This is a genomic window from Pontimicrobium sp. IMCC45349 (genome assembly GCF_047219225.1).
Taxonomy (GTDB): domain Bacteria; phylum Bacteroidota; class Bacteroidia; order Flavobacteriales; family Flavobacteriaceae; genus IMCC45349.
Map to the genome: position 1 here is coordinate 1,273,551 of NZ_CP178208.1, position 25,305 is coordinate 1,298,855.

Annotated in this window: 23 protein-coding genes; 15 read left to right on the plus strand and 8 right to left on the minus strand. The window is 30.9% G+C overall.

Features of this window, described 5'->3' with window-relative positions; translation table 11 throughout:
* Positions 1 to 6: 6 nt before the first annotated feature.
* From ACLII3_RS05830 to ACLII3_RS05855, 6 genes are all read right to left on the minus strand, one after another.
* A complete protein-coding gene (locus ACLII3_RS05830) occupies positions 7 to 408 on the minus strand; it encodes a hypothetical protein (RefSeq protein ID WP_412987243.1) in 402 nt (133 codons plus the stop codon).
* 23 nt (positions 409 to 431) lie between these two features.
* Positions 432 to 1,877 carry a pyruvate kinase gene (gene pyk, locus ACLII3_RS05835; protein ID WP_412987244.1) on the minus strand — a complete coding sequence of 482 codons (1,446 nt, stop codon included), beginning with the start codon at positions 1,875 to 1,877 and terminating at the stop codon, positions 432 to 434.
* On the minus strand, positions 1,877 to 2,359 hold the full coding sequence (locus ACLII3_RS05840; protein WP_412987245.1) for an IPExxxVDY family protein: 483 nt from the start codon (positions 2,357 to 2,359) through the stop codon (positions 1,877 to 1,879). The genes pyk and ACLII3_RS05840 overlap by 1 nt, the downstream gene beginning before the upstream one ends.
* A 121-nt stretch (positions 2,360 to 2,480) precedes the next feature.
* The gene (rnc, locus tag ACLII3_RS05845; RefSeq protein ID WP_412987247.1) at positions 2,481 to 3,227 is read right to left on the minus strand and encodes a ribonuclease III; all 747 of its coding nucleotides are present in this window, start codon (positions 3,225 to 3,227) and stop codon (positions 2,481 to 2,483) included.
* Between the two features lie 7 nt (positions 3,228 to 3,234).
* Positions 3,235 to 4,485 (minus strand): beta-ketoacyl-ACP synthase II, encoded by a 1,251-nt coding sequence (fabF, locus tag ACLII3_RS05850; RefSeq protein ID WP_412987248.1) that lies wholly within the window; start codon positions 4,483 to 4,485, stop codon positions 3,235 to 3,237.
* A gap of 16 nt (positions 4,486 to 4,501) precedes the next feature.
* A complete protein-coding gene (locus tag ACLII3_RS05855; protein WP_007647141.1) occupies positions 4,502 to 4,735 on the minus strand; it encodes an acyl carrier protein in 234 nt (77 codons plus the stop codon).
* Positions 4,736 to 4,916: 181 nt separating this feature from the next.
* Between ACLII3_RS05855 and ACLII3_RS05860 the strand changes: the two genes are divergently transcribed.
* From ACLII3_RS05860 to ACLII3_RS05880, 5 genes are all read left to right on the plus strand, one after another.
* A complete protein-coding gene (locus ACLII3_RS05860; protein WP_412987250.1) occupies positions 4,917 to 5,480 on the plus strand; it encodes a phosphoribosylglycinamide formyltransferase in 564 nt (187 codons plus the stop codon).
* 24 nt (positions 5,481 to 5,504) lie between these two features.
* Positions 5,505 to 6,146, plus strand: coding sequence for a viroplasmin family protein (locus ACLII3_RS05865; RefSeq protein WP_412987251.1), 642 nt, complete (start codon positions 5,505 to 5,507; stop codon positions 6,144 to 6,146).
* Positions 6,147 to 6,225: 79 nt separating this feature from the next.
* Positions 6,226 to 7,152, plus strand: a complete 927-nt coding sequence (locus ACLII3_RS05870) for a PfkB family carbohydrate kinase (protein WP_412987253.1) — start codon at positions 6,226 to 6,228, stop codon at positions 7,150 to 7,152.
* A 63-nt stretch (positions 7,153 to 7,215) separates the two neighbouring features.
* A complete protein-coding gene (locus tag ACLII3_RS05875) occupies positions 7,216 to 9,114 on the plus strand; it encodes an amidophosphoribosyltransferase (RefSeq protein ID WP_412987896.1) in 1,899 nt (632 codons plus the stop codon).
* Between the two features lie 633 nt (positions 9,115 to 9,747).
* Entirely contained in the window at positions 9,748 to 10,227 is a 480-nt protein-coding gene (locus tag ACLII3_RS05880; protein ID WP_412987255.1) for a hypothetical protein, read from the plus strand.
* A 32-nt stretch (positions 10,228 to 10,259) separates the two neighbouring features.
* Here the strand turns inward: ACLII3_RS05880 and ACLII3_RS05885 are convergent, their stop codons facing one another.
* A complete protein-coding gene (locus ACLII3_RS05885) occupies positions 10,260 to 10,868 on the minus strand; it encodes a superoxide dismutase (RefSeq protein WP_412987257.1) in 609 nt (202 codons plus the stop codon).
* A 113-nt stretch (positions 10,869 to 10,981) separates the two neighbouring features.
* Between ACLII3_RS05885 and ACLII3_RS05890 the strand changes: the two genes are divergently transcribed.
* The 5 genes from ACLII3_RS05890 (at position 10,982) to ACLII3_RS05910 (ending at position 20,484) form a co-directional block, all read left to right on the plus strand.
* Positions 10,982 to 14,113 (plus strand): UvrD-helicase domain-containing protein, encoded by a 3,132-nt coding sequence (locus ACLII3_RS05890; protein ID WP_412987259.1) that lies wholly within the window; start codon positions 10,982 to 10,984, stop codon positions 14,111 to 14,113.
* An 18-nt stretch (positions 14,114 to 14,131) separates the two neighbouring features.
* The gene (kbl, locus tag ACLII3_RS05895; RefSeq protein ID WP_412987261.1) at positions 14,132 to 15,325 is read left to right on the plus strand and encodes a glycine C-acetyltransferase; all 1,194 of its coding nucleotides are present in this window, start codon (positions 14,132 to 14,134) and stop codon (positions 15,323 to 15,325) included.
* 125 nt (positions 15,326 to 15,450) lie between these two features.
* Positions 15,451 to 16,821: an OmpA family protein gene (locus ACLII3_RS05900; protein WP_412987263.1), complete on the plus strand. Its 1,371-nt coding sequence runs from the start codon at positions 15,451 to 15,453 to the stop codon at positions 16,819 to 16,821.
* 67 nt (positions 16,822 to 16,888) lie between these two features.
* Positions 16,889 to 19,642 carry a PD-(D/E)XK nuclease family protein gene (locus ACLII3_RS05905; protein WP_412987265.1) on the plus strand — a complete coding sequence of 918 codons (2,754 nt, stop codon included), beginning with the start codon at positions 16,889 to 16,891 and terminating at the stop codon, positions 19,640 to 19,642.
* Positions 19,639 to 20,484, plus strand: coding sequence for an alpha/beta hydrolase family protein (locus ACLII3_RS05910; RefSeq protein ID WP_412987267.1), 846 nt, complete (start codon positions 19,639 to 19,641; stop codon positions 20,482 to 20,484). The genes ACLII3_RS05905 and ACLII3_RS05910 overlap by 4 nt, the downstream gene beginning before the upstream one ends.
* Here ACLII3_RS05910 and ACLII3_RS05915 read toward each other — a convergent pair.
* Positions 20,468 to 21,262 carry a universal stress protein gene (locus tag ACLII3_RS05915; protein WP_412987269.1) on the minus strand — a complete coding sequence of 265 codons (795 nt, stop codon included), beginning with the start codon at positions 21,260 to 21,262 and terminating at the stop codon, positions 20,468 to 20,470. The two genes, ACLII3_RS05910 and ACLII3_RS05915, sit on opposite strands and share 17 nt — an antisense overlap.
* A gap of 68 nt (positions 21,263 to 21,330) precedes the next feature.
* On the opposite strand from ACLII3_RS05915, the gene ACLII3_RS05920 reads away from it, so the two are divergent.
* The 5 genes from ACLII3_RS05920 to ACLII3_RS05940 all read left to right on the plus strand — a co-directional run bounded on the left by ACLII3_RS05920 (position 21,331) and on the right by ACLII3_RS05940 (position 25,250).
* On the plus strand, positions 21,331 to 22,656 hold the full coding sequence (locus tag ACLII3_RS05920) for an MATE family efflux transporter (protein WP_412987271.1): 1,326 nt from the start codon (positions 21,331 to 21,333) through the stop codon (positions 22,654 to 22,656).
* A 31-nt stretch (positions 22,657 to 22,687) separates the two neighbouring features.
* Positions 22,688 to 22,864: a hypothetical protein gene (locus ACLII3_RS05925; RefSeq protein WP_412987273.1), complete on the plus strand. Its 177-nt coding sequence runs from the start codon at positions 22,688 to 22,690 to the stop codon at positions 22,862 to 22,864.
* Positions 22,865 to 22,976: 112 nt separating this feature from the next.
* Positions 22,977 to 23,426, plus strand: a complete 450-nt coding sequence (locus ACLII3_RS05930) for a 6-pyruvoyl trahydropterin synthase family protein (protein WP_412987275.1) — start codon at positions 22,977 to 22,979, stop codon at positions 23,424 to 23,426.
* A gap of 26 nt (positions 23,427 to 23,452) precedes the next feature.
* Positions 23,453 to 24,208 carry a UDP-2,3-diacylglucosamine diphosphatase gene (locus ACLII3_RS05935; RefSeq protein WP_412987277.1) on the plus strand — a complete coding sequence of 252 codons (756 nt, stop codon included), beginning with the start codon at positions 23,453 to 23,455 and terminating at the stop codon, positions 24,206 to 24,208.
* 97 nt (positions 24,209 to 24,305) lie between these two features.
* Positions 24,306 to 25,250, plus strand: a complete 945-nt coding sequence (locus tag ACLII3_RS05940) for a T9SS type A sorting domain-containing protein (protein WP_412987279.1) — start codon at positions 24,306 to 24,308, stop codon at positions 25,248 to 25,250.
* Positions 25,251 to 25,305 lie beyond the last annotated feature (55 nt).

The following is a 25,305-nucleotide window of genomic DNA, read 5'->3' on the forward strand; positions in this document are numbered from 1 at the left end:
TACTATTTATTCAAGAATTCGTTCAAACCTTTCACCAACAAACCCAGTTGAAATGGTTAAAATATCATTTTCATCTATAGAAAATACTAGTGTGAAATATTCATGATTTTCGTTGACACTATCACAAGAATAATCAATAATATTATCTTCTATAGTGTAGTCACCTTCAATACATTCTCCTGGTAATAAGTTATTAAAAGTGCCATTTGACAATAGTTCTAAAACTCTACCATTTTCAACATCTTCCCATTGGTTACCAATTTCTACTTCATGTTCTAAAATCATGTCATCAATCATAGATACCAGTTGCCACTTACCTACAATTTCGCTATCAATAAATTGCTTTTCATCGTTTTTTGAACAAGCAAAAAATAATTGTAGTATAAAAAAGAAAATTAGTTTTTTCATAAAACTAATATAGTCAATGATTTTTAAAAACTACATGTAGTTATTTCGGTAACACGTAGTGTGTTTACCATTCCTTTATCTTGAATTGGCATTGCTGCTAAACTAATAAGCATATCACCAGCTTCTAAATAACCTTTTTGACATGCGATTTTGTTTACATCTTCAATAGTTTCATCGGTAGATACATATTTATCGTAATAAAAGGCTCTAACTCCCCAAAGTAAATTAAGTTGTGTTAAAATACGTTTGTTAGAGGTAAATACTAAAATGTGTGCATCTGGTCGCCATGCCGAAATTTGAAATGCTGTATAACCACTATTTGTTAAGGTAGAAATAGCTCTAGCATTAATTTCGTTAGCCATATTGGCTGCGTGGTAACAAATAGATTTTGTAATATATCTGTTTGTACGAATATGCGGAGGTGATTGAGGCACATTAATTAAATGTGAATTCTCAACACTTTTAATAATATCAGACATTTTTTGAATTACTTGAACAGGATATTGTCCAACAGAAGTTTCGCCAGAAAGCATTACAGCATCTGCTCCATCCATTACTGAATTAGCAACATCGTTAACCTCAGCTCGAGTTGGTGTTAAACTAGTAATCATAGTCTCCATCATTTGAGTAGCAATAATTACAGGAATTCTAGCACGTTTAGCTCTTAACACTAATTGCTTTTGAATTAATGGTACTTCTTGCGCTGGAATCTCTACTCCTAAATCTCCTCTTGCTACCATTATACCATCACAATAAGCAACAATTTTATCAATATTAGCAACAGCTTCAGGCTTTTCAATTTTAGCAATGATTGGAATTTTATGGTCGCTATGCTCCTTAATAAGCTCTTCTAACTCCATTAAATCTTCTGGATGTCTAACAAACGATAATGCAATCCAATCTACTTTTTGACCTATTGCAAAAATAGCATCATCAATATCTTTTTCGGTTAAAGCTGGTTGAGAAATATTTGTGTTTGGAAGGTTTACACCCTTTTTAGACTTTAAAGGACCTCCTTGAATCACTCTTGCCTTTACTTCATCTTTTTTATTTGTTGAAACAACTTCAAAAATTAATTTTCCGTCATCTAATAAAATACGTTCTCCTGGTTTTGCATCTTGCGGAAAACGCTCATAGGTCATATACACACGTTCTTTAGTGCCTTCAAAACGCTTACCTGTTGCAAAAATAATTTCATCTCCCTCATTAACAATAACATCCTTCTTCATGACACCTACACGAAGTTTAGGACCTTGTAAGTCTGCTAAAATAGCTGCATGAAAATCTAACTCCTCGTTAAGCTCTCTAATTAAATTAATTCTAGTTTTTACATCTTCATAATCGGCATGCGAGAAATTAATCCTGAATACATTTACACCTTCTTGCATCATTTCTCTTAACACTTCTTTGCTACTAGTAGCTGGTCCTAGAGTTGCAACTATTTTTGTTTTCTTTCTTGTATGTGACATTAATCAAATATTAAATGTTCTTTAGATTTTAGCGTCATAACATCAACACTGTATGCTGTTGCTATTTGCGGTATCTCTTGTAATTTAGTTAAAATAGGTTTTTCATTAATGTAATTACCACCATTATCAATCTTTAAAAAATAATTAACATTCTTGTACTCAGGTATCAAGTTATGTTTTACAATTATTTTATTTGGGGAATTAAATAAAGATCCAGAGCTAATTACACTATCTTCTTCTTTTTTGCAAACGTTAGATACTAGATGCCAATTTGTAAGTTGACGCTCATCTTGCCAATCAAATAATGAATAAGAGGCAGAGATATATTCATAATCTAAATCTTGAGGATTTCTTTTTAATTGAATTCCTAAAAACTGATTTAACAAATATGCCAACCTATAATCTTCTATAGTACAATGAATTGCAAATAGAGAATAATCATCGTCGTAAAAATCGTCTACAAGTATTTTATGTAACGCCATAATTTAAATTATGAACTGTAAATATAGTGTATTACAACAAAACCTTGTTAAGAGTTGCTTTATCTTATTGCTAATTTTTTACGAAAACGTTTTAGTGAGAATACACCAATTTTACAATTTCTTAAATCGCTCTTGAAATTTTATTTTGAAGTGCAAAAAAGGCTCTTTTAGAAGCTTTCTCTTCCGCCTTTTTCTTTGAGGTTGCTCTTGCTTTTGCTACTACTTTACTATTAATAGCAAGCTTTACCGAAAAATGACGTAGCTCATCATTTCCTGTATCTTCGTAAACATTATAGTTAAATGTTTTCTTTTCTTTTTGACACCACTCAATAAGCAAACTCTTATAACTAATAACCTTACCTTCTAGTTTTTCTATATCCACATGTGGAATGATGACTCTGTTATAAACAAATTTCTCACAAAACTTATAGCCTTGGTCTAAAAATATAGCGCCAACTAAGGCTTCGAACAAATTACCATGAATATTGTTACCAAAGTTATTTTTAGGAATCTTACTTTCTACCAAATCTATTAAGTTGAGCTCTTTACCTAATTCATTTAAATGCTCTCTACTAACAATTTTTGAGCGCATTTTAGTTAAGTAACCTTCGTTTCCTTGTGGCACTTCGTTAAATAAATGTGTAGCAATGATAGATCCTAACATAGCATCACCAACAAATTCTAAGCGTTCGTAATTTACAGGATTACCTTTATCATCACGTTTATTCATAGAGCGATGAGTAAACGCTTTTTTGTAGTATTTTAAATCTTTGGGCTTAAAACCTAAAATGGTTTCGAGTTGAATAAAAAAATTCCCGCCTTCATCAGAACGGGAATTTTTTTTGAATATGTTACGAATGAATTTCATTCGGGATTTAATCTAATTTCTTGAATAATACACAAGCGTTGTGTCCGCCAAATCCAAAAGTATTACTCATTGCCACTTTAACGTCGCGTTTTTGAGCCTTGTTTAAAATTAGGTTTAATTCAGGATCTATATTTTCATCAACCGTTGTATGATTGATTGTTGGAGGTACAACACCATGCTCTATTGCTAAAATTGAAGCAATTGCCTCAATAGCTCCAGCGGCACCTAGTAAGTGTCCAGTCATAGATTTTGTAGAATTAATACTAATGCTTTTAGCATGCCCTCCAAACACTTCCGAAATAGCCTTTAACTCTGCTACATCTCCTAAAGGAGTTGATGTACCATGTGTGTTAATATGATCTACTTCTTCTGGTGCAATTCCTGCATTTTCTAAACAATTTCTCATTACAGCCATTACACCTATTCCTTCTGGGTGTGGTGCAGTCATATGGTGTGCATCAGAAGATAAACCTCCTCCAATAACTTCAGCATATATTTTTGCGCCTCTTGCTTTTGCGTGCTCATACTCTTCAAGAATAATAGCTCCTGCTCCTTCACCTAATACAAAACCATCTCTGGTAGCATCAAATGGTCTAGAAGCTGTTTCTGGACTTTCATTTCTTGTAGATAAAGCATGCATTGCATTAAAACCTCCCATTCCAGCAATGGTTACAGCTGCTTCACTTCCTCCAGTAACTACAACATCACAATGTCCTAAACGAATATAGTTTAAGGCATCAATCATTGAATTAGCTGATGAAGCACATGCAGATACAGTAGTGTAATTTGGTCCCATAAAACCATGTTTTATAGAAATATTACCTGGTGCAATATCTGCAATCATTTTTGGGATAAAGAAAGGATTAAATCTAGGTGTTCCATTTCCGTTTGCGTAGTTTAAAACTTCGTTTTGAAATGTTTCTAAACCTCCAATTCCTGCTCCCCAAATAACACCAACTCGTAATTTATTTACTTCGTCTAGGTTAAGCTTAGCATCTGCAATTGCTTCATCTGAAGCAACCATAGCATACTGCGCAAACCTATCCATTCTACGAGCTTCTCTACGATCGATAAAATCGGTGGCGTTAAAGTTTTTTAATTCGCAAGCGAATTTTGTTTTGAACTCTGTGGTATCAAAATATGTTATAGGCGCAGCACCACTTTTACCATTTATAAGTCCATCCCAATATTCATCCTTGGTATTCCCTATAGGCGTAAGTGCACCTAAACCAGTAACTACAACTCGCTTTAATTCCATAAACAGTAAATGTTATTTATTTTGCAGCTTCAATATAAGAAATTGCTTGACCAACTGTTGCAATATTTTCAGCTTGATCATCTGGTATTTGAATATCGAATTCTTTTTCGAACTCCATAATTAACTCAACAGTGTCTAATGAATCAGCTCCTAAATCGTTAGTGAAGCTTGCTTCTGTTACTACTTCGTTTTCATCAACACCTAATTTATCTACGATAATCGCTTTTACTCTTGATGCAATGTCTGACATAATCTTTAAATTTTAAGTTTTAATTAGGAGGCAAAAATAAAAAACTTTATTTTAATACACATCATAACTATAAAAATGTGTTCTAATTTAAACATTTTTTATATTAAGTAATTTATTTTCCTTCTAATTGTTAATATTTATTCTTTCTTTTGTTTGAATAATTTCAACCCTAATTTGATAAATGAAACGTATTGTAATTTTTGCTTCCGGTTCTGGATCTAATGCTGAAAATTTGATTAAGTTTTTTCAAGACAGTGATGTAGCTGAGGTTATTCAAGTTTTGACTAACAATCCTCATGCCAAAGTTTTAGATAGGTGTAAAAATTTAAAAATCAGCGCATTATCATTTAACCGCATTGCATTTTCTAAAACCAATCATGTTTTAGATATTTTAAATACATTACAACCTGACCTTATTATTCTAGCAGGTTTTTTATGGAAATTTCCAGAGCATATTTTAAATATCTATCCTAATAAAGTGATAAATATCCATCCAGCATTACTTCCAAAATTTGGAGGAAAAGGTATGTACGGAATGCATGTGCATGAAGCAGTAGTGGTTCAAAAAGAAATTGAAACTGGTATTACAATTCATTATGTAAATGAAAATTATGACGAAGGTGCTATCATTTTTCAAGCAAAATGTGATGTATTAACGTCAGATTCTGCTCAAGATGTGGCTGCAAAAATACATGAGTTAGAAATGGAGCATTTTCCTAAAGTGGTTGAAGAGTTGCTCAAATAATAATGTTTCTATGTTTTAATTTAAATGAGCAAAAAAAAGAAAAAATACTACACAGTCTGGAAAGGACATCACACTGGTGTTTTTGAATCTTGGGATGACTGCAAAGCTCAAATAAAAGATTACAAAGGTGCTATATATAAATCTTTCTCAACATTTGAGGCTGCAAAAAAAGCCCTAAAAGGAGATTATAAAGACTATGTAGGGAAAGACAAGGCTTTTAAAAGTGAATTAACTGATGCTCAATTAAAAAAAATTGGGCAACCTAATTACAATTCAATTAGTGTTGATGCTGCATCAAGTGGTAACCCTGGAGTAATGGAATATCGTGGTGTTGATACTAAAACCAAAAAACAATTATTCATTCAAGGTCCTTTTGATGAAGGTACTAACAACATAGGTGAGTTTTTAGCTTTAGTACATGGTTTGGCCTTTTTAAAACAGCATAAAAGCGACCGAATTATTTACACAGACTCTAGAACTGCTTTAAGTTGGGTAAAAAAGAAATCCTGCAATACTAAACTAGAGCGTAACGAAAAAAATAAATCACTTTTCGAACTTGTTGATCGCGCTGTAAATTGGTTAAAACAAAATAGTTACCAAACCACAATTGTAAAATGGGAAACCAAAGCTTGGGGAGAAATTCCTGCAGATTTTGGAAGAAAATAACACAAAAAAAGAGCATGCTTCTTTGCTTTTTTTCAGAATAAATTTTACGTAAGTTTGCACTAAATTTTTAAACCTCTTTATGAGTAAATTAGTTATAGTAGGTACAGTAGCTTTTGATGCTATTGAAACACCTTTTGGTAAGACCGATAAAATTCTTGGTGGTGCAGCAACATTTATTGGTTTAGCTGCCTCTCAATTTGGCGTTGATGCAGCTGCAGTATCTGTAGTTGGTGGCGATTTCCCTCAAAAATATTTAGACTTATTATCAGATAAAAACATTGACGTTTCTGGAGTAGAAATTGTAAAAGATGGAAAAACTTTCTTTTGGAGTGGATTATATCACAACGATATGAACTCTCGCGACACTTTAGCTACAGAACTAAATGTTTTAGCAGATTTTCAACCTGTAGTACCAGAAGATTACAAAAACGCAAGAGTTGTAATGCTTGGTAACTTACATCCTTTAACGCAGTTAAGCGTTCTAGAACAAATGAATCAAAAACCAGAATTAGTGGTTCTTGATACCATGAACTTTTGGATGGATAATGCACTTGAAGATTTACATAAAGTAATGAAGCATATTGATGTTATTACCATTAATGATGAAGAGGCAAGACAATTAACTGGAGAATACTCACTAGTAGTAGCTGCAAGAAAGATTCATGAAATGGGTCCAAAATACGTAGTTATTAAAAAAGGAGAACATGGTGCTTTATTGTTTAATGAAGACAATGTGTTTTACGCACCTGCTTTACCACTAGAAGAAGTTTTTGATCCAACAGGAGCTGGCGATACATTTGCTGGAGGATTTGCTGGATATCTAGCAAAAAGTGATGATTTATCGTTCGAAAACATGAAAAACGCAGTTATTTATGGTTCGACTTTAGCTTCTTTTTGTGTAGAAAAGTTTGGAACAGAACGTATGGTAGATTTATCTAGTGAAGAAGTTCATAAACGTCTTCAGCAGTTTAAAAATCTAACACAATTTGAAATAGAATTAACATAAAAAAACGCGCTCAAAAAAATGAGCGCGTTTTTATTTTATAACACAACAACACAACTACTTACAATGAGCGATGCTTTAAAACACGAATGTGGAATTGCACATATTAGACTTTTAAAACCATTAAGCTATTACAAAGAAAAATATGGTACAGCATTTTATGGTGTAAACAAAATGTACCTAATGATGGAGAAACAGCACAACCGAGGACAAGATGGTGCTGGTTTTGCTAGTATAAAGCTTGATATGAAACCTGGTGAACGCTATATAAGTAGAGTAAGATCTATTGAGCAACAACCAATTCAAGATATATTTTCGCAAATTAATACACGTATTAATAATGTATTAACCGAAAATCCTGACTACGCTGATGACCTAGAACTACAAAAAAGACATGTTCCTTATTTAGGTGAAGTGCTTCTTGGACATGTTCGTTATGGTACTTTTGGTAAAAATAGCGTGGAAAGCGTGCATCCGTTTTTAAGACAAAACAATTGGATGCATAGAAATTTAATTGTGGCTGGAAACTTTAACATGACTAATGTAAAACAGTTATTTAATAGACTTGTAGAGATTGGCCAGCATCCAAAAGAATATACAGACACGATTACCATTATGGAAAAAATCGGTCATTTCTTAGATGATTCTGTAAGTAAAATTTATAAAAAGCTTAAAAAAGAAGGTTATAACAAAAATGAATGTTCACCATTAATTGCTAATCGATTAAATGTTGCTAAAATCTTAAAAAAAGCTTCTAAACATTGGGATGGAGGTTATGCTATGGCAGGACTTTTAGGACATGGTGATGCTTTTGTGTTTAGAGATCCTGCAGGTATTAGACCAGCATACTATTATAAAGATGATGAGGTGGTTGTTGTAGCATCTGAGCGTCCCGTAATTCAAACTGTATTTAACGTTGCTTTTGAAGATGTTAAAGAGTTAGATCCAGGATGTGCTATCATTACTAAAAAATCTGGTGAAGTTTCAATTGAACAGATTTTAGAACCATTAGAAAGAAAAGCGTGTTCGTTTGAGCGTATCTATTTTTCAAGAGGAAGTGATGCTGAAATTTATCAAGAGCGTAAATTACTTGGGAAATTAATTATGCCACAAGTATTGAAAGCTATTAATAACGATATTAAAAATTCGGTATTCTCATTTATTCCAAATACTGCTGAAACTTCATTTTTTGGAATGATTGAAACAGTTGAAGAAGAATTAAACAAACAAAAAACAGCTGCCATTTTAGATGGACAACGTTCTTTATCTTCTGAAAACGTACGAGAAATTCTTTCAGAACATCCACGTATTGAAAAAATAGCAATTAAAGATGTTAAGTTAAGAACCTTTATTACTGAAGACAGTAGTAGAGATGATTTAGTTGCTCACGTATACGATGTTACTTATGGTGTTATTAAACCAGAAGATAACTTAGTTATTATTGACGATAGTATTGTAAGAGGTACAACACTTAAGAAAAGTATCTTAAAAATGATGGATCGATTAAATCCTAAAAAGATTGTTGTGGTGTCTTCTGCTCCACAAATTCGTTATCCAGACTGTTATGGTATTGATATGGCTAATTTAGAAAGCTTAGTAGCCTTTAATGCAGCTTTAGAGCTTTTAAAAGAAAACAATCTATACCATAAAGTAGAAGAAGTATATAATAAGTGTAAAGCGCAAGTAGATTTAAAAGATAAGGACGTAACTAATTTTGTCAAAGAAATTTATGAGCCATTTACTGACGAGCAAATTTCTGATAAAATTTCGGAGCTATTAAGTGACAAATCTATAAACGCTGAAGTAAAAATAATCTTCCAATCTGTTTCAAACTTACATAAAGCTTGTCCTAAAAATTTAGGAGATTGGTACTTTACTGGAAATTACCCAACTGCTGGAGGTAACAGAGTGGTTAACAGAGCATTCATTAATTTTTACGAAGGAAACAAAGAAAGAGCCTATTAAGAGCTAACTCACTGAAATACAATTTTTTGTCAGTTAATCTATAAAAATAGCCTTTTAAACTAAAAAAAGTGCATTTCGTCTATTATTTATGTGCTTTATACAAAATACATCTACCTTAGTAAGACCATAACATAAGTAGGTTAAGTTCATGGTAGATTTGGGGCAAAAAAAGGTGAACTCTCGTTCACCTTTTTTTATACACTTTCATTAAGCCTCTAACTACTTTATTACTAGATTTTTAACCAACAAACATCTATTACTTTAAGTCAAAATACGCAATTATCTGTTTTTTAGCATTTTAACATTTAGCCTAATTTATAAGTATTTTATCTAATAAATTTATTTAATAGAAAAAAACCACATTATATTTGAATCACCATAACATAAGTAGGTTAAGTTTATGGTAGATTTGGGGCAAAAAAGGTGAACTCTCGTTCACCTTTTTTATTTGCATATATATTGCCAAAACTTCTTTCATTAAAACAGCATCTCTTTCTATTCTTTTATTAATTATAAAACTGAATTGTTAGTCATTCAACATCTTGATTTTGTAAGAAAAACACTAACTTCGTTTGATGTTAGTTTTAATAATTAAAACGATTTATTATTAAGTCGTTGTGCACTACAATAAAAATGATAGTCGGAAATAAAAAATCATTTGCTATTGAATTCACTCAATCAGAATCTGACCCGAAAATGGGATACGGAAAAGTGTGGATACAAAATGAATTTTACGGAACTAATAAAGACTTAATTTACTTAGACAGTTATCTGATTTCATTAATCAACGAATTAATCAACGAATTAATCAATGCAAAGAAAATTGACTTTGAATTTGAAAAACTGTCTGAATCAGAATTATTTGAACTTTTTGAAAACGAACTAAATCGATTTGACTATTTAATTAAAGGTTCAACATTTACAGATGATTTTACAGCTTATAGGTTTAACAAAAATGGAACAATCTTTTTAATTTGGAAAATGTGGAATAACAAAGAAATCTTGTTTTCTGACTTAAAAGATTATGGAACTAAAATCAAATTCTGCAAAGTCAAAAAGGTGGAAATTGAAAATATAAAAGATAAACTATTAAAAAAAGCCACTCAAATTTGAGTGGCTTTTTTTAATATTTAGTATTCTGAAAACTACTTAGCTTCAGCGTAACGTCTTTCAATTTCATTCCAGTTAATTACTTTAAAGAAAGCATCGATATAATCTGGTCTTCTGTTTTGATAGTTTAAGTAATAAGCATGTTCCCAAACATCTAACCCTAAAATTGGAGTTCCACCACATGTTACTCCTGGCATTAATGGATTATCTTGATTTGGTGTAGAACAAACCTCAACTTTTCCTCCTTTATGCACACACAACCAAGCCCATCCAGAACCAAACTGTGTTGCTGCTGCTTTACTAAAAGCTTCAATAAAAGCATCTTTAGATCCAAACTCAGCTTCAATAGCGTCTTTTAATTCACCAGAAAGGTAACCTCTATCTTCTGGATTCATTACATCCCAAAAAAGAGAGTGGTTATAAAATCCTCCTCCATTATTTCTAACTCCTGCGTTAGACATATCAAGGTTAGTTAATATATCTTCTATATTTTTTCCTTCTAAATCAGTTCCTTCAATAGCTGCATTTAATTTTGCAGTATATCCTGCATGATGCTTAGAATGGTGGATTTCCATTGTACGTGCATCAATATGAGGCTCTAAAGCATCATAAGCATATTTTAATTTTGGTAATTCAAAAGCCATAATATTTTGTTTTTGTGTTAATTTTTATTTTCAACCAAATTTACAACAAAGGATTAAAATTTACCTAAATAAGTTATTAAGTTTCCTTATTTTGGTATAAAAATTTTCTTTAATTGAATTCTTCAACTTTTAATATTTACAATGCTTCTGCTGGAAGTGGTAAAACATTTACGCTTGTAAAAGAGTATTTAAAAATATTATTTAGCTCAAACCTTAAAGAGCCTCATAAACATATTCTGGCAATTACATTTACAAATAAAGCCGTAAATGAAATGAAAGAACGTATTATTAATACGTTAATAGAATTTTCTAATTCTGATATTTTACAAGAAGACAATGCTATGTTTAGTCTTATTTGTAATGAATTAAATTTTAGCCCAGAAAAAGTACATAGCAAGTCTATAAAGCTACTTGACACGATTCTGCATAATTATGCAGCCTTTGATGTATCGACCATTGATAAATTTACACAACGACTTATAAGAACTTTTGCATACGACTTAAAGCTTCCAATGAATTTTGAAGTAGAACTTGATACCGAAGAACTACTCAATAAAGCTGTAGAAAATTTAATAGCAAAAGCAGGTGAAAACAAAGAATTAACTTCCTTGTTAATTGAGTTTGCATTAGAAAAAGCTGATGATGACAAAAGCTGGGACATTGCCTACGATTTAAAAAAGATAGCATCGTTATTAATTACAGAAAAGGATATTCCTTATATAGAGCAATTATCTAAAAACACCTTAGACGATTTTAAATCATTTAAAAATCAAGTGCCTAAAGACATTACTGAAAAAGAAAATTACTTGATAGAAACATCAAACAGTACTTTAGAATTTATAGCATCTTGTGGACTAGAGTTTGATGACTTTAACCGTGGTTTTCTTCCAAAGTATTTTCAAAAATTAGCTCAGAAAAATTTTAATGAAAAATACGACGCAAAATGGCAAGAGGACTTAGAGAGTAAAACGCTTTACCCTAAAAGAGTATCAAACGACATAGCTCAAACCATCGAGAATATTCAGCCTCAATTAGCTGATACGTTTTATAAAACAAAAGCAGCTGTTTACGAATTACGCTTTTTAAAAAATCTTTATAAAAACATCACACCTTTATCGGTAATTAGTTTAATAAACGTAGAGCTTAACACACTTAAAGAGGAGCAAAATCTTTTAATGATTTCTGAGTTTAACACCATTATTAGTAACGAAATTAAAAACCAACCTGCTCCTTTTATTTACGAACGTATTGGTGAAAAATTCAAGCATTATTTTATTGATGAATTTCAAGATACTTCCATTTTGCAGTGGCAAAATTTAATCCCTTTACTACAAAACACATTGTCTGGCGAAAATGGCAGTGTGATGCTAGTTGGAGATGCAAAACAAGCTATTTATAGGTGGAGAGGTGGAGAGGCTAACCAATTTATAGATTTATTCAACCATAAATCGCCATTTTTTGTAAAAGGAAATGTTTACAATCTTCCTTCAAACTTCAGAAGTTTTAAAGAAATTATAAGCTTTAACAATAGCTTATTTAAACATATTGCCTCTCTTATATTTAGTAAAGAAGACTACCAAAATTTGTATTTGGAAGCAAGTCAAAACACATCACTAAACTTTGAAGGCTATGTAAATCTTAGCTTTTTAGAACCCTCAAAAGAAGTACATCGTGATGAACTGTTCCCAGAAAAAGTACTTAACATAATACAAGAGAGTATTACAAACGGTTTTAGCTTGAGCGACATTTGTGTAATTACACGAAAGAAGAAAGAAGGTGTCCTAATTGCTGAGTTTTTAAACGATAATGGTGTCGATATTATTTCTTCTGAAACTTTGTTGCTAGAGAAATCGCCAGAGGTTAATTTAATAATAAACACACTATCTTTTATTTTAAATCAAAATAATTTAGAAGCAAAATTCAACATTCTAAATTACATCTATAATCGTGAAGAACAGATTAATGAAGCACATATATTTTACAAAGCTTTTATTGATTTACCTATAGATCATTTCTTTGAAGAATTAAAGACAAAAAATATTTTCTTTGACTATAAAAACTCGCTTCAACTACCTATTTATGAATTGACAGAAAGCATTGTTTCTGGATTTAATCTTGTAAATACATCAAATGCTTATGTTCAATTTTTTCTAGATTTCGTTTTTGATTATAGTCAAAAATACACCTCTAATATTTCACATTTTATAGAATATTATAACTCAAAAAAGTCATCACTTAGCGTGGTTTCTCCCGAAGGAAAAAATGCTGTTCAAATAATGACTGTTCATAAATCGAAAGGGCTTGAGTTTCCAATCGTAATTTTCCCTTATGCCGATTTAAATATCTATAAAGAAATTGAACCTAAAGAATGGTTTCCTTTAAATAATGAAAAGTATAGTCCTTTTACTCACTCCCTTTTAAATTACTCTAAAGATTTTGAAAATTATGGCGACATAGGAACGGAAATTTATACCAACCACCAAGCCGAATTAGAGTTAGACAATATTAATTTGTTATATGTTGCGTTAACCCGTGCTGTCGAACAATTACATATAGTTAGTTCCAAACAATTAGACAAAAAAGGGGATGAAAACTTGAAAAACTATTCTGGACTTTTTATAAACTTTTTAAAAGAAAAAGAACTTTGGGATGACAAAAAATTAATTTATGAATTTGGAAACCCTAAAAAAGAAGTAAATAATCCAATTGAAAAACCAAGTACTAAAGAACAATCAAAATTTATATCCTCAACTAGAAAAGACAAACATATAAACATAGTAACGAGCTCAGGATATTTGTGGGATACTGCACAAAAAACAGCTATAGAAAAAGGAAATCTAATTCATTTATTAATGTCAAAAATAAATAGTGAAATAGATATAGACTCAAGCTTAAATTCTTTATTCAATTCTGGTACAATTAATAAAAACCAAATAGACGAGTTAAAACAAATCGCACTACAAATAGTAACTAACGATAAGCTAAAAAAATATTACAGTTCAGACAATACCACATACAACGAAAGAGACATAATAACCCATTCTGGTGAAGTTTTACGTCCAGATAGGTTAGTTATATTACCAAACAACAAAGCTGTTATTCTAGATTATAAAACAGGTAAACTTGACGACAAACACATGCAACAACTTGAATATTACAAAACAATTGTTGAACAAATAGGGTTTAAAGTCGAAAAAAAAATATTGATATACATTAATGATTCTATTGAAATAAAAGAATTTTAACTTTGCAAAAAAAACATCATGTACGGAAACATAAAAAACTATCTACAAGAAGAACTACAAGACATTAAAAACAATGGTCTATATAAAGAAGAACGTATTATAACGTCTTCTCAAGGAGCAGAAATAACTTTAAATACAGGAGAAACTGTACTAAATTTTTGTGCAAACAACTATTTAGGACTATCATCTCACCCTGAAGTTATTCAAGCAGCTAAAGATACTATGGATACTCATGGTTTTGGCATGTCTTCAGTACGTTTTATTTGTGGAACACAAGATATTCATAAAGATTTAGAGCAAAAGATTGCAGATTTTTATCAAACTGAAGACACCATTCTTTACGCTGCTGCTTTTGACGCCAATGGAGGTGTTTTTGAGCCATTACTTACAAAAGACGATGCTATCATTTCAGACTCACTAAATCATGCGTCGATTATTGATGGTGTTAGGTTGTGTAAAGCAGCAAGATATCGTTATCAAAATAATGATATGGCTGACTTAGAAAAACAATTGCAAGATGCTAATGCTAATGGTGCTCGTTTTAAAATTATAGTAACTGATGGTGTGTTTTCAATGGATGGCTTAGTAGCTCCATTAGACGAAATTTGTGATTTAGCAGATAAATATGATGCATTGGTAATGATAGATGAATGTCATGCAGCTGGATTTATAGGCGAAACAGGAAGAGGAACACTTGAAGAAAAAGGAGTCTTAGATAGAATAGATATTATTACCGGAACGCTTGGTAAAGCATTAGGTGGCGCAATGGGAGGATATACAACTGGAAAAAAAGAAATTATTGATATGCTTCGCCAACGCTCAAGACCTTATTTATTTTCTAACTCTTTAGCTCCTGCAATAGTTGGTGCATCTATTAAGGTGTTTGATATTTTATCTAACGACACCTCTTTAAGAGATAAATTAGAATGGAACACAAACTATTTCAAAAAAGGGATGAAAAATGCTGGTTTTGACATTATAGATGGTGATTCAGCAATTGTACCAGTAATGCTATACGATGCAAAATTATCTCAAACAATGGCTAACATGTTATTAGAAGAAGGAATTTATGTTATAGGCTTCTTCTTTCCTGTAGTTCCTAAAGAGAAGGCAAGAATTAGAGTACAACTATCAGCAGCTCACGAAAAAGAGCATTTAGACAAGGCTGTTTCAGCTTTTATCAAGGTAGGAAAGCAATTAGAAATCATTTAAAATCCTTATAAACACTCGTGTTTTAATAGAAAAACCATGATATTTTTCTATATTTGTCTTTGTTAATAACATTTAACAACTTACTTTTGCTTACAATTAACACTTAAAAATTAAATTTTTTGAATATGAAAAATCTTAGCAGATTAATGTTCGCAATGTTACTAGTACTTGGTTTTAGTAACGTAAATGCGCAAGACGACAATAATCCTTGGCAATTTAGCATTGGGGTTAATGCCGTTGATTTTTACCCTACTGGTGAAAATGTTCCTTTAGGAGATTACTTTGACGAGTATTTTAACTTAGACGATCATTACAACATTTTACCTTCAGTGTCAATCATTTCTGTTTCTAAATACATGGGAGATAATTTCTCTTTTGGAATTACAGGATCGGTTAACAAGTTAGACAGTTATGGAGACAGTGAACTTGACGATTTATCTTACTATGGTTTAGATGGTATCGTAAAATATAGTTTTTCTGATCTTTTAAACTCTAAAAAACTTGAGCCTTATTTAGGTGCAGGTGGTGGTTACTCTTGGGTTGACAAGATTGGTGCAGGTACTTTAAATGGTACTTTAGGATTAAACTACTGGTTTGATGACCATATTGGTATAACTGCTCAATCAACTTATAAGCACTCATTTGAGGATTACTTAGCTAAGCATTTCCAACATTCAGTTGGTATTTCTTTCAAATTTGGAGGAAAAGATACTGATGGTGATGGTGTTTATGATAAAAATGATGCTTGTCCAGAAGTACCTGGTTTAGAAGCTTTCAAAGGTTGTCCTGATACTGATGGTGATGGAATCGAAGATGCTAAAGATGATTGTCCAGATGTTGCTGGTTTAGCTGAATACAACGGTTGTCCTGATACTGATGGCGATGGTGTTTCTGACAATAAAGATAACTGTCCTAATGTTGCTGGCTTAGCTGCTTTAGCTGGATGTCCAGATGCTGATAACGATGGTGTTACTGATGGTGATGACAAGTGTGTTAACGAAGCTGGTCCAGCTGCTAACAACGGTTGTCCTTGGCCTGATACTGATGGTGATGGTGTTTTAGATAAAGACGATCAATGTCCTAATGAAGCTGGTACTGTTGCTAACAACGGTTGTCCAGAAGTTGTATTACCAACTCCTGAAGTTCAAAATCAATTAACTGAGTACGCAAGAACTATTAACTTTAACTCTGGAAAGTCTTCTTTTAAAGCAGGTACTGAGCCAACGTTACAAGCTATTGCTGCAATATTAAAAGAATATCCTAAAGCTAACTTTAGAATTGAAGGGCATACTGACAGTGTTGGTAGCAAGTCTTTAAACCAAAGATTATCTGACTCTAGAGCTAACGCTGTTATGGATTACTTAGTAAACAACGGAATTCCTGCTGCAAGATTAACTGCTGCTGGATACGGTGAAGATAATCCTATCGAAAACAACAACACAAGAGCTGGTAGAGCTGCAAACAGACGTGTTGAAGTAAAATTAGTAAAAGAATAAACTTACTGTTTTATATAAATATTAAAAAACGCTTCTCAATTGAGAAGCGTTTTTTATTTTTATACTTATGACAAGTTTTATATACGATGTATTAGAAGACCTAAAAAAAAACAATGTTGATTTTTCTAAATTAACGATAATACTTCCTAGCAAAAGAGCAGGAACATTTTTAAAGCATGAACTTAAAAACATTGTATCTAAGACTAATTTCAGCCCTATAATTTTAAGTATCGAAGAATTTGTTGAGGAACTTTCACACTTAAAGCAAATAAACAATATAGAACTTTTATTTGAATTTTATAAAACCTATACCTCTCTAACAAAAAAAGAACAAATAGAGCCTTTTGATTCGTTCTCAAAATGGGCACAAATTCTTATCCAGGATTTTAACGAGATTGACCGTTACTTAATATCACAAAAACAAATATTTAGCTATTTAGGTGCCATTCAAGAACTTAATCATTGGTCACTTGAAAACACTAAAACAGAATTAATTCAAAACTATTTAAGTTTTTGGAACAAACTTGAAGAATATTATACTACACTTACTAACCTCCTTTTAAAAAAAGGTGTTGCATACCAAGGGCTCATATATAGAGAAGCTGTAGAGAATTTAGAAAGCTACATACAGACAAATACTTCCAAACAGCATGTTTTTATTGGATTTAATGCTCTAAATGCTTCAGAAGAAATTATTATACAAGAACTTTTACACAGTGGTTTAGCTAAAATTTATTGGGATGCAGACTCACAATTTATTTCTTCTAGCAATCATGATGCAGGGTTATTTATAAGGCAACATAAAACCAAATGGAAATATTTTGAAAAAAACCACTTTTCTTGGCTTACAAATCATTATTCTAAAAAAAAGAATATTACAACTGTTGGTGTTCCCAAAAACATTGGACAAGTAAAATACATAGGCGAACTAGTACAAAGACTTCAATCAAATTCAAATATTGAAAACACTGCTATCGTTTTAGGAAATGAAAGTCTATTGATCCCACTGCTAAATTCTATACCAAGCAATATAAACGCTTTAAACATTACAATGGGATTTCCGTTAAAGGATGTACCACTTTCTACTTTATTTGAAGAATTATTTGCGCTTCATAAACATGCAAAGAAGAGTTTTTATTTTAAAGAAGTAACCTCTGTCCTATCTAATGAATTTTTAAGACCTCTATTTATATACGATGATATAGATTATGCTCAAAAGGTCATTGATAATATTAACACTAGAAATATAATTTATTTTTCTAAAAATGAACTTTTAAAGCTTACTGATAATAAGATTTCATTAATCTCATTTTTATTTAGTGATTGGAAGAATTCGCCTAAAACTACTATTGATAATTGTATAAGTTTAATTTTAAAACTAAAACATTTCTATAGTCAAGAAAAAGACGAGAACCTTTTACCTTTAGAATATTTATTTAGGTTTTTTGAGGTTTTCAATACATTAAAAACATTAAATTCAAAATATAATTATATAGATAATATACAGTCATTATTTACCCTTTATAAAGAAGTTCTAAGTAGCGAAACGCTAGACTTTAAAGGAGAACCTTTAAATGGACTTCAAATAATGGGAATGCTAGAATCTAGGGTTTTAGATTTTGAAACTGTAATTATTTCATCTGTTAACGAAGGTATATTACCATCAGGAAAAACTAATAATTCATTTATTCCTTTTGATGTAAAGCTGGAGAATGGCTTGCCTACATATAAAGATAAAGATGCTGTTTACACCTATCATTTTTACAGATTAATACAGCGTGCAAAAAATGTATACATTATATATAATACAGAAACAGATGCACTTAAAGGTGGGGAAAAAAGCAGGTTTATTAGACAGTTAGAAGTTGAAAATTTTCATGAAATTAAACATAAAATAATTGTTCCTAAAACACCTCGAATAAAGCAAAATAATACATCTGTAAAAAAGGATACTTCAGTAATAAATAAACTAACTGAAATTGCCACAAAAGGATTTTCTCCTTCATCATTATCAACATACATTAGAAATCCGTTAGATTTTTATTTACAAAAAGTATTAGGAATAAAAGAACAAGATGATATTGAAGAAACCATTGCTGCTAATACACTTGGAACTGTTGTTCACAACACATTAGAAGAATTCTACAAACCCTTTGTTGGTCATTTTCTTAATATAGATAAGCTAAAACAACTTAAGCCTTTAATTGATAAAACAGTTTTAAAACACTTTAACGACGTATACCATGAAGGAGAGATTAGCAAGGGTAAAAACCTCATCATTTTTGAAATTGCAAAGCGCTATGTTCAAAACTTTATTGATTTCGAAATTAACACTATAAAGCAAGGTAATAATATTAAACTACAAGCTGTAGAAACCAAAAATGAAGCAAAATTAATCATTCCTAAACTAGATGTTGAAGTAAAACTAAATGGGACTGTAGATAGAATTGATGAATACAATGGTGTTTTAAGAATTATAGATTACAAAACAGGTAAAGTAGAAAAATCAAAAGTAGAAATAGTAGATTGGGAAGATTTAACAACCGATTATACCAAATACAGTAAAAGTTTTCAAATACTCATGTATGCATACATGCTTAATCAAAAAAAACAATTTACCTCAGGAGTTGAAGCAGGAATTATCTCCTTTAAAAATATGAAAGAAGGATTTTTAAAATTTTCTAAAAAACCATCTTTAAATAGTAGGCAAAAAGACACATTGATAAATGAAGAAACCTTAAAAAACTTTGAAGTAGAATTGATTAAATTAATTACTGAAATCTTCAATCCTGAAATTGACTTTATAGAAAAAGATGTATGATAAATAAGAACAATGTTTTACAAAGAATAGACTCAAAACCTATTGTTTGGGATGCTTTTTACAACAAAACTGATAAACCCAAACCTCTTGTAATTTTCTGTCATGGCTATAAAGGTTTTAAAGATTGGGGAAGTTGGGATTTAATGGCTAATGCATTTAAAAATGCTAATCTATTTTTTGTGAAATTTAACTTTTCGCATAATGGAGGCACAGTGGAAAACCCTATAGATTTTCCAGATTTAGAAGCTTTTGGAAACAATAATTATTCTAAAGAATTAAAAGATTTAGATGATATGATTGATTTTCTTTTAAGCAATAGCAACACTTTAAAAAGAGAAATAAATCCTAATAGCGTTACTGTTATTGGTCACTCAAGAGGAGGTGGAATTACATCAATAAAGGCTTCAGAAGATTCTAGAATTACAAAACTAATTACACTAGCTAGTGTTTCTAGTTTTGGTAAAAGAACATCTACAACTGGAAATCTAGAGCAATGGAAAAAAGATGGCGTTAAATATGTTCTTAATGGTAGAACAAAACAACAAATGCCTCATTTTTATCAATTCTATGAAGATTTTATTACTAATGAAACTAGATTAAACATAGAAAAGGCTGCAAATAAAATTACTATTCCACATTTAATAATTCATGGTCTAGAAGACACATCAATTGATGTAGAAGAAGCAAAAAAATTACATTCTTATAACAAAAATAGTGAGCTCTTTCTTGTAGAAAAAGCAAACCATGTGTTTAACTCAAAGCATCCCTGGACAGAGAATACCTTGCCTCATGAGCTAGATATTGTAATAAAAAAAAGTATTGATTTTATTTTAACCCTCTAAGCACTAATACTGGTCGAGAACTATGGAAATCTTTCTTTAAAATGGTGTTCTTTTCCCACTTCTTAACAAAAAATCCACGCTTTCTTCTTACTACACAAAGAATATCAGGATCGTTAGATTTAAAATGCTCTAATACACCTTGAAAAGTAGTAGCATTCTCTGTTTTTGTAGTATTAGTAACCATACTAGATAACTCTTCATTTACTTTAAAATCATCATCATTATAATATGGTGTTTTAACTAATAGTAAATTAACAATCGCTTTAAAGTTATTTTGAATAGACTGTAATGGTTTTAAAACATTGTCTTGCTTAATAACAGCTGATTTAACAGCCATTAAAACTCGAGTAATAGGTTTATATACGTAACCTTCAGGTACAATTAAAGCAGGAATTTGAGTTTGCTTAATAATTTTCCCAGAAGTTCTACCTAAAAATACTTCATCTTTAATTGATGTTGTTCTAGGCTCAACAAGAATTAAATCAATATTCAATTTTTCGCAAGCTAATTCTAGAGTAGGTGCTAATTTCCCTTTTAAAATTTTAGTTTCAACCTCAACACCTCTAGTATTGATTTGACTTACTAAGCCATCTAAAAACTCTAAGCTTTCTCTTTCTAAAATATAATCTACCTTCATCATAGTTCCTGCTTTAGTATATACGTTATACACTTGAACTACATGTACTTTTGCGCCAAAATCTTTGGCGAAATCTACTGCGTATTGTAAATGACTTAATGCATTTTTTGATGATCCTACAGGAACTAAAATATTATTCATATCTAAAGATTTTAAAAACTTATTTTTGCAAAAGTAAACATTTTAAAAATATTTCATTTTTACAGCTATTGATTACTTCTATTAACCTCAAGAATATTAACAAATTAGCTATTCCTGCACTTATTTCTGGAGTTGCTGAACCTATATTATCTATTACTGATACAGCAATAGTTGGTAATATGACAACTAATGCAACAGAATCTTTAGCTGCAGTAGGAATTGTTGGTGCTTTTATTTCTATGCTTGTTTGGGTGTTTGGTCAAACACGAAGTGCAATATCTTCAATTATATCGCAATATTTAGGTGCTAATAAACTAGAAGAAGTAAAAAACCTTCCTGCACAAGCAATATATATAATTACTTCTATTAGTATTTTAATTATAATTATAACCTTCCCTTTTGCAAAACAAATTTTCAAACTATATAATGCCTCTGATTTAATTCTAGATTATAGTGTTGAATACTACAAAATAAGAGTTTTTGGGTTTCCGTTTACACTTTTCGTAATTGCGGTTTTTGGTGTTTTTAGAGGTTTACAAAACACTTTTTACCCAATGATCATTGCTATAATTGGAGCAGCAATTAACATTATACTTGACATTATTTTAGTATATGGTATCCAAGATTTTTTAGCTCCTATGAACATAAAAGGTGCTGCTTACGCTAGTGTTATTGCTCAAATAATAATGGTTATTTGCGCCATGATACTTCTTATAAAAAAAACAGACATACCTCTTAAAGTCAGCCTTCCATTTAATAAAGAAATAAAACGTTTTATATTAATGATAGCTAATCTATTTGTTAGAACAGTATCTTTAAATGTTGCGCTTTATTTTGCTAGTGCTTTTTCTACCGAATACGGCAAACAGTATATAGCAGCATACACTATTGCAATAAATTTATGGTTCTTAGGCGCTTTTATAATTGATGGATATGCTAGTGCTGGCAATATCTTATCTGGAAAGTTATTTGGTGCAAAACAATACAAAACTCTATTAAGGCTAGGGAATAAACTCATTAAATATGGCATTGCTATTGGTATTATTATGGCTTTAATTGGGTTACTACTACAAAATATAATAGGCCCTATTTTCACTAAAGACCCAGAAGTTTTGAAAGAGTTTAATGCTGTATTTTGGATAGTAGCACTCATGCAACCTTTATGTGCTCTAGCATTTATTTATGATGGAATTTTTAAAGGTCTCGGAAAAATGGAATTTTTAAGAGATGTATTACTATTTTCTACTTTTTTAGTATTCGTGCCAGTATTGTTTATTTTAGACCATTTCGATTACAAATTATTTGCTGTTTTTACAGCCTTTACATTTTGGATTTTAGCAAGAGGTATTCCGCTAATTATAAAATTTAGAAAAATGTTTATTCCTCTTAGCTAAAAGGCTTAAATTTGATGCATAATTAGATTTTATGCGATTTTTATCACTTATTCAAGAAGTTAATATTGAAGAAAAATTACAAAATGCTCCAGACAAAAGTTACGAAACAGGAGTATTAATTGGTTCTATGCTTCCTTTTATTGTTTTAGTAATTATTGCATATGCTATTTATTACCACAATAAGAAAAAAGCAAATAGAGAAAACTAATGGATATATTAAATTTTTTATCTGGACCTGGTCTATTCCTAATTCTAGGAATTGTATTGATAGTTGCTTACTTCTATAATAGAAGAAAACGTTAATTACAAATAAAAGTATTATGAGTAATATCAGAATTACAAAACAATTTTCTTTTGAAACTGGCCACGCACTACATGGTTATGATGGAAAATGTAAAAACGTTCATGGTCACAGTTATAGGTTAGATGTTACAGTTATTGGACAACCAATTAATGACGCTTCGCATGTTAAGCATGGAATGGTAATTGACTTTGGGGACTTAAAAAAAATAGTAAAAGAAGAAATTGTAAATGTTTTTGACCATGCAACTGTTTTTAATAAAAATACACCTCATGTTGAACTTGCTAAAGAGCTTGAAAACAGAGGCCATAATGTATTACTTGTAGACTATCAACCTACAAGTGAAATGATGGTTATTGATTTTGCAGAAAAAATCAAAAAACGTTTACCTAAAAATATAAAGCTTCACTCATTAAAACTACAAGAAACAGCAACAAGTTTTGCTGAATGGTATGCTAGCGATAACTAGCATAAAAACATTACTTATATTTACACATGCAAATTCCAGAAGGAAAAAAAATATACTTTGCTTCCGATAATCACTTGGGAGCACCTACAAAAGAAGCATCTAAACCAAGAGAAAAGAAATTTGTTGCTTGGTTAGATAGTATCAAGGATGACGCTGCTGCAATTTTTTTACTAGGAGACTTATTTGATTTTTGGATGGAATATAAAACAGTAGTACCTAAAGGATTTACAAGAACTCTAGGTAAACTTGCTGAAATTAGTGATTCTGGAATTCCAATATATTTCTTTGTTGGCAACCATGACCTTTGGATGAATGGTTACTTTGAAGAAGAACTTAATATTCCCGTATATCATAAACCTAAAGAATTTACTTTTAATAATAAGACCTTTTTAATAGGTCATGGTGATGGTTTAGGTCCTGGAGACAAAGGTTATAAACGCATGAAAAAAGTCTTTACAAATTCTTTTTGCAAATGGTTATTTAGATGGCTGCATCCAGATATTGGTGTTAAAATGGCTCAATACTTATCTGTAAAGAACAAATTAATTTCTGGTGACGAAGATGTTAAGTTTCTAGGTGAAGACAATGAATGGCTTGTTCAATACTGTAAACACAAGGAAAATGAGAAGCATCACGACTTCTATATTTTTGGACATAGACACCTACCGCTACAAATAGACATTAATGACTCAGCAAAGTATATTAATCTTGGAGATTGGATAAACTACTACACTTTTGGCATTTTTGATGGAAAACACTTATCTTTAGACACTTATAAGTAAATAAAAGAAAAAGCTCCCTCTAAAATCTATAACTATAAATTAACATTGCGCAAGGAAAGAAAATTCCTATTTTTGCACCCAAAAAACTACTTGTATTATGAAAAAACTTTACTTTTTATTTTTATTAATCACATCAATTTCTTTTGGACAAACAACACTCAACCAAGGAGAAGTAATGCTTATTGGTTTTAATTTCAATGGTTCATCTAACTGTGAAGAAGGCTTTACTTTTGTAAGCTATGTAGATTTATTACCAACAACAGAAATTCGTTTTTCTGAAGAAGATTTTAGCCAATGGGGTTCTGGTAGCGAAGGAGACTTAGTATGGACAAATACTACAGGAGTAACTATTCCTGCATTAACAGCCATTACTATTATTACACATTCTGAAACAGGTTCTTGTGGTGCTACATCTTCTAGTTTAGGTTCTTTTGTATTTGAAGGAGCTGGTACTTGGGCTTTAGGAGCAAGTAATGAAGAAATTATAATTTTCCAAGGGACTTCTTCTAGAACTTTAGGAACGCCAATTTCTACATTTCAATCAGACAATGCTACAGATTTACCAACAGGATTAAACCTTTCGTACGTAACTAACTTTGAAGGTGTTGCTGATGATGCTGATGTAGGTGTTTATACTGGACCAACAACTTTTACTGATTTAGCTGACTTTGCTGCTCAAATTACTGATGTAGTTAATAATTGGGCAACTCAAGATGGTGCTTCTGGAAATGGTATTGACTCTGTTTATCCTGATTATCCAGCTGATTTAAATCCTGGTTTTAGTGAAACTTTAGGTACTGATTCATTTTCTTTAGCTAATAGCTTTAAAATGTATCCTAATCCTGTTAATGGAAATACAGTAACTATTATTTCTAACTCAAACACTAGTAAAACAGTTAATGTTTATGACGTGTTTGGTAAAGAAGTTTTAATTCAAGAAATTAATGAAACTCTTAACGTTTCTGGTTTAGCTTCAGGTGTGTATGTTGTTAAAATAACGCAAGACAATTTAAGCATCTCTAAAAAACTTGTTATCAAGTAAATTGTTTAAACCTTAAATAATAAAAAGAAAGCAAACCTAAAAGGTTTGCTTTCTT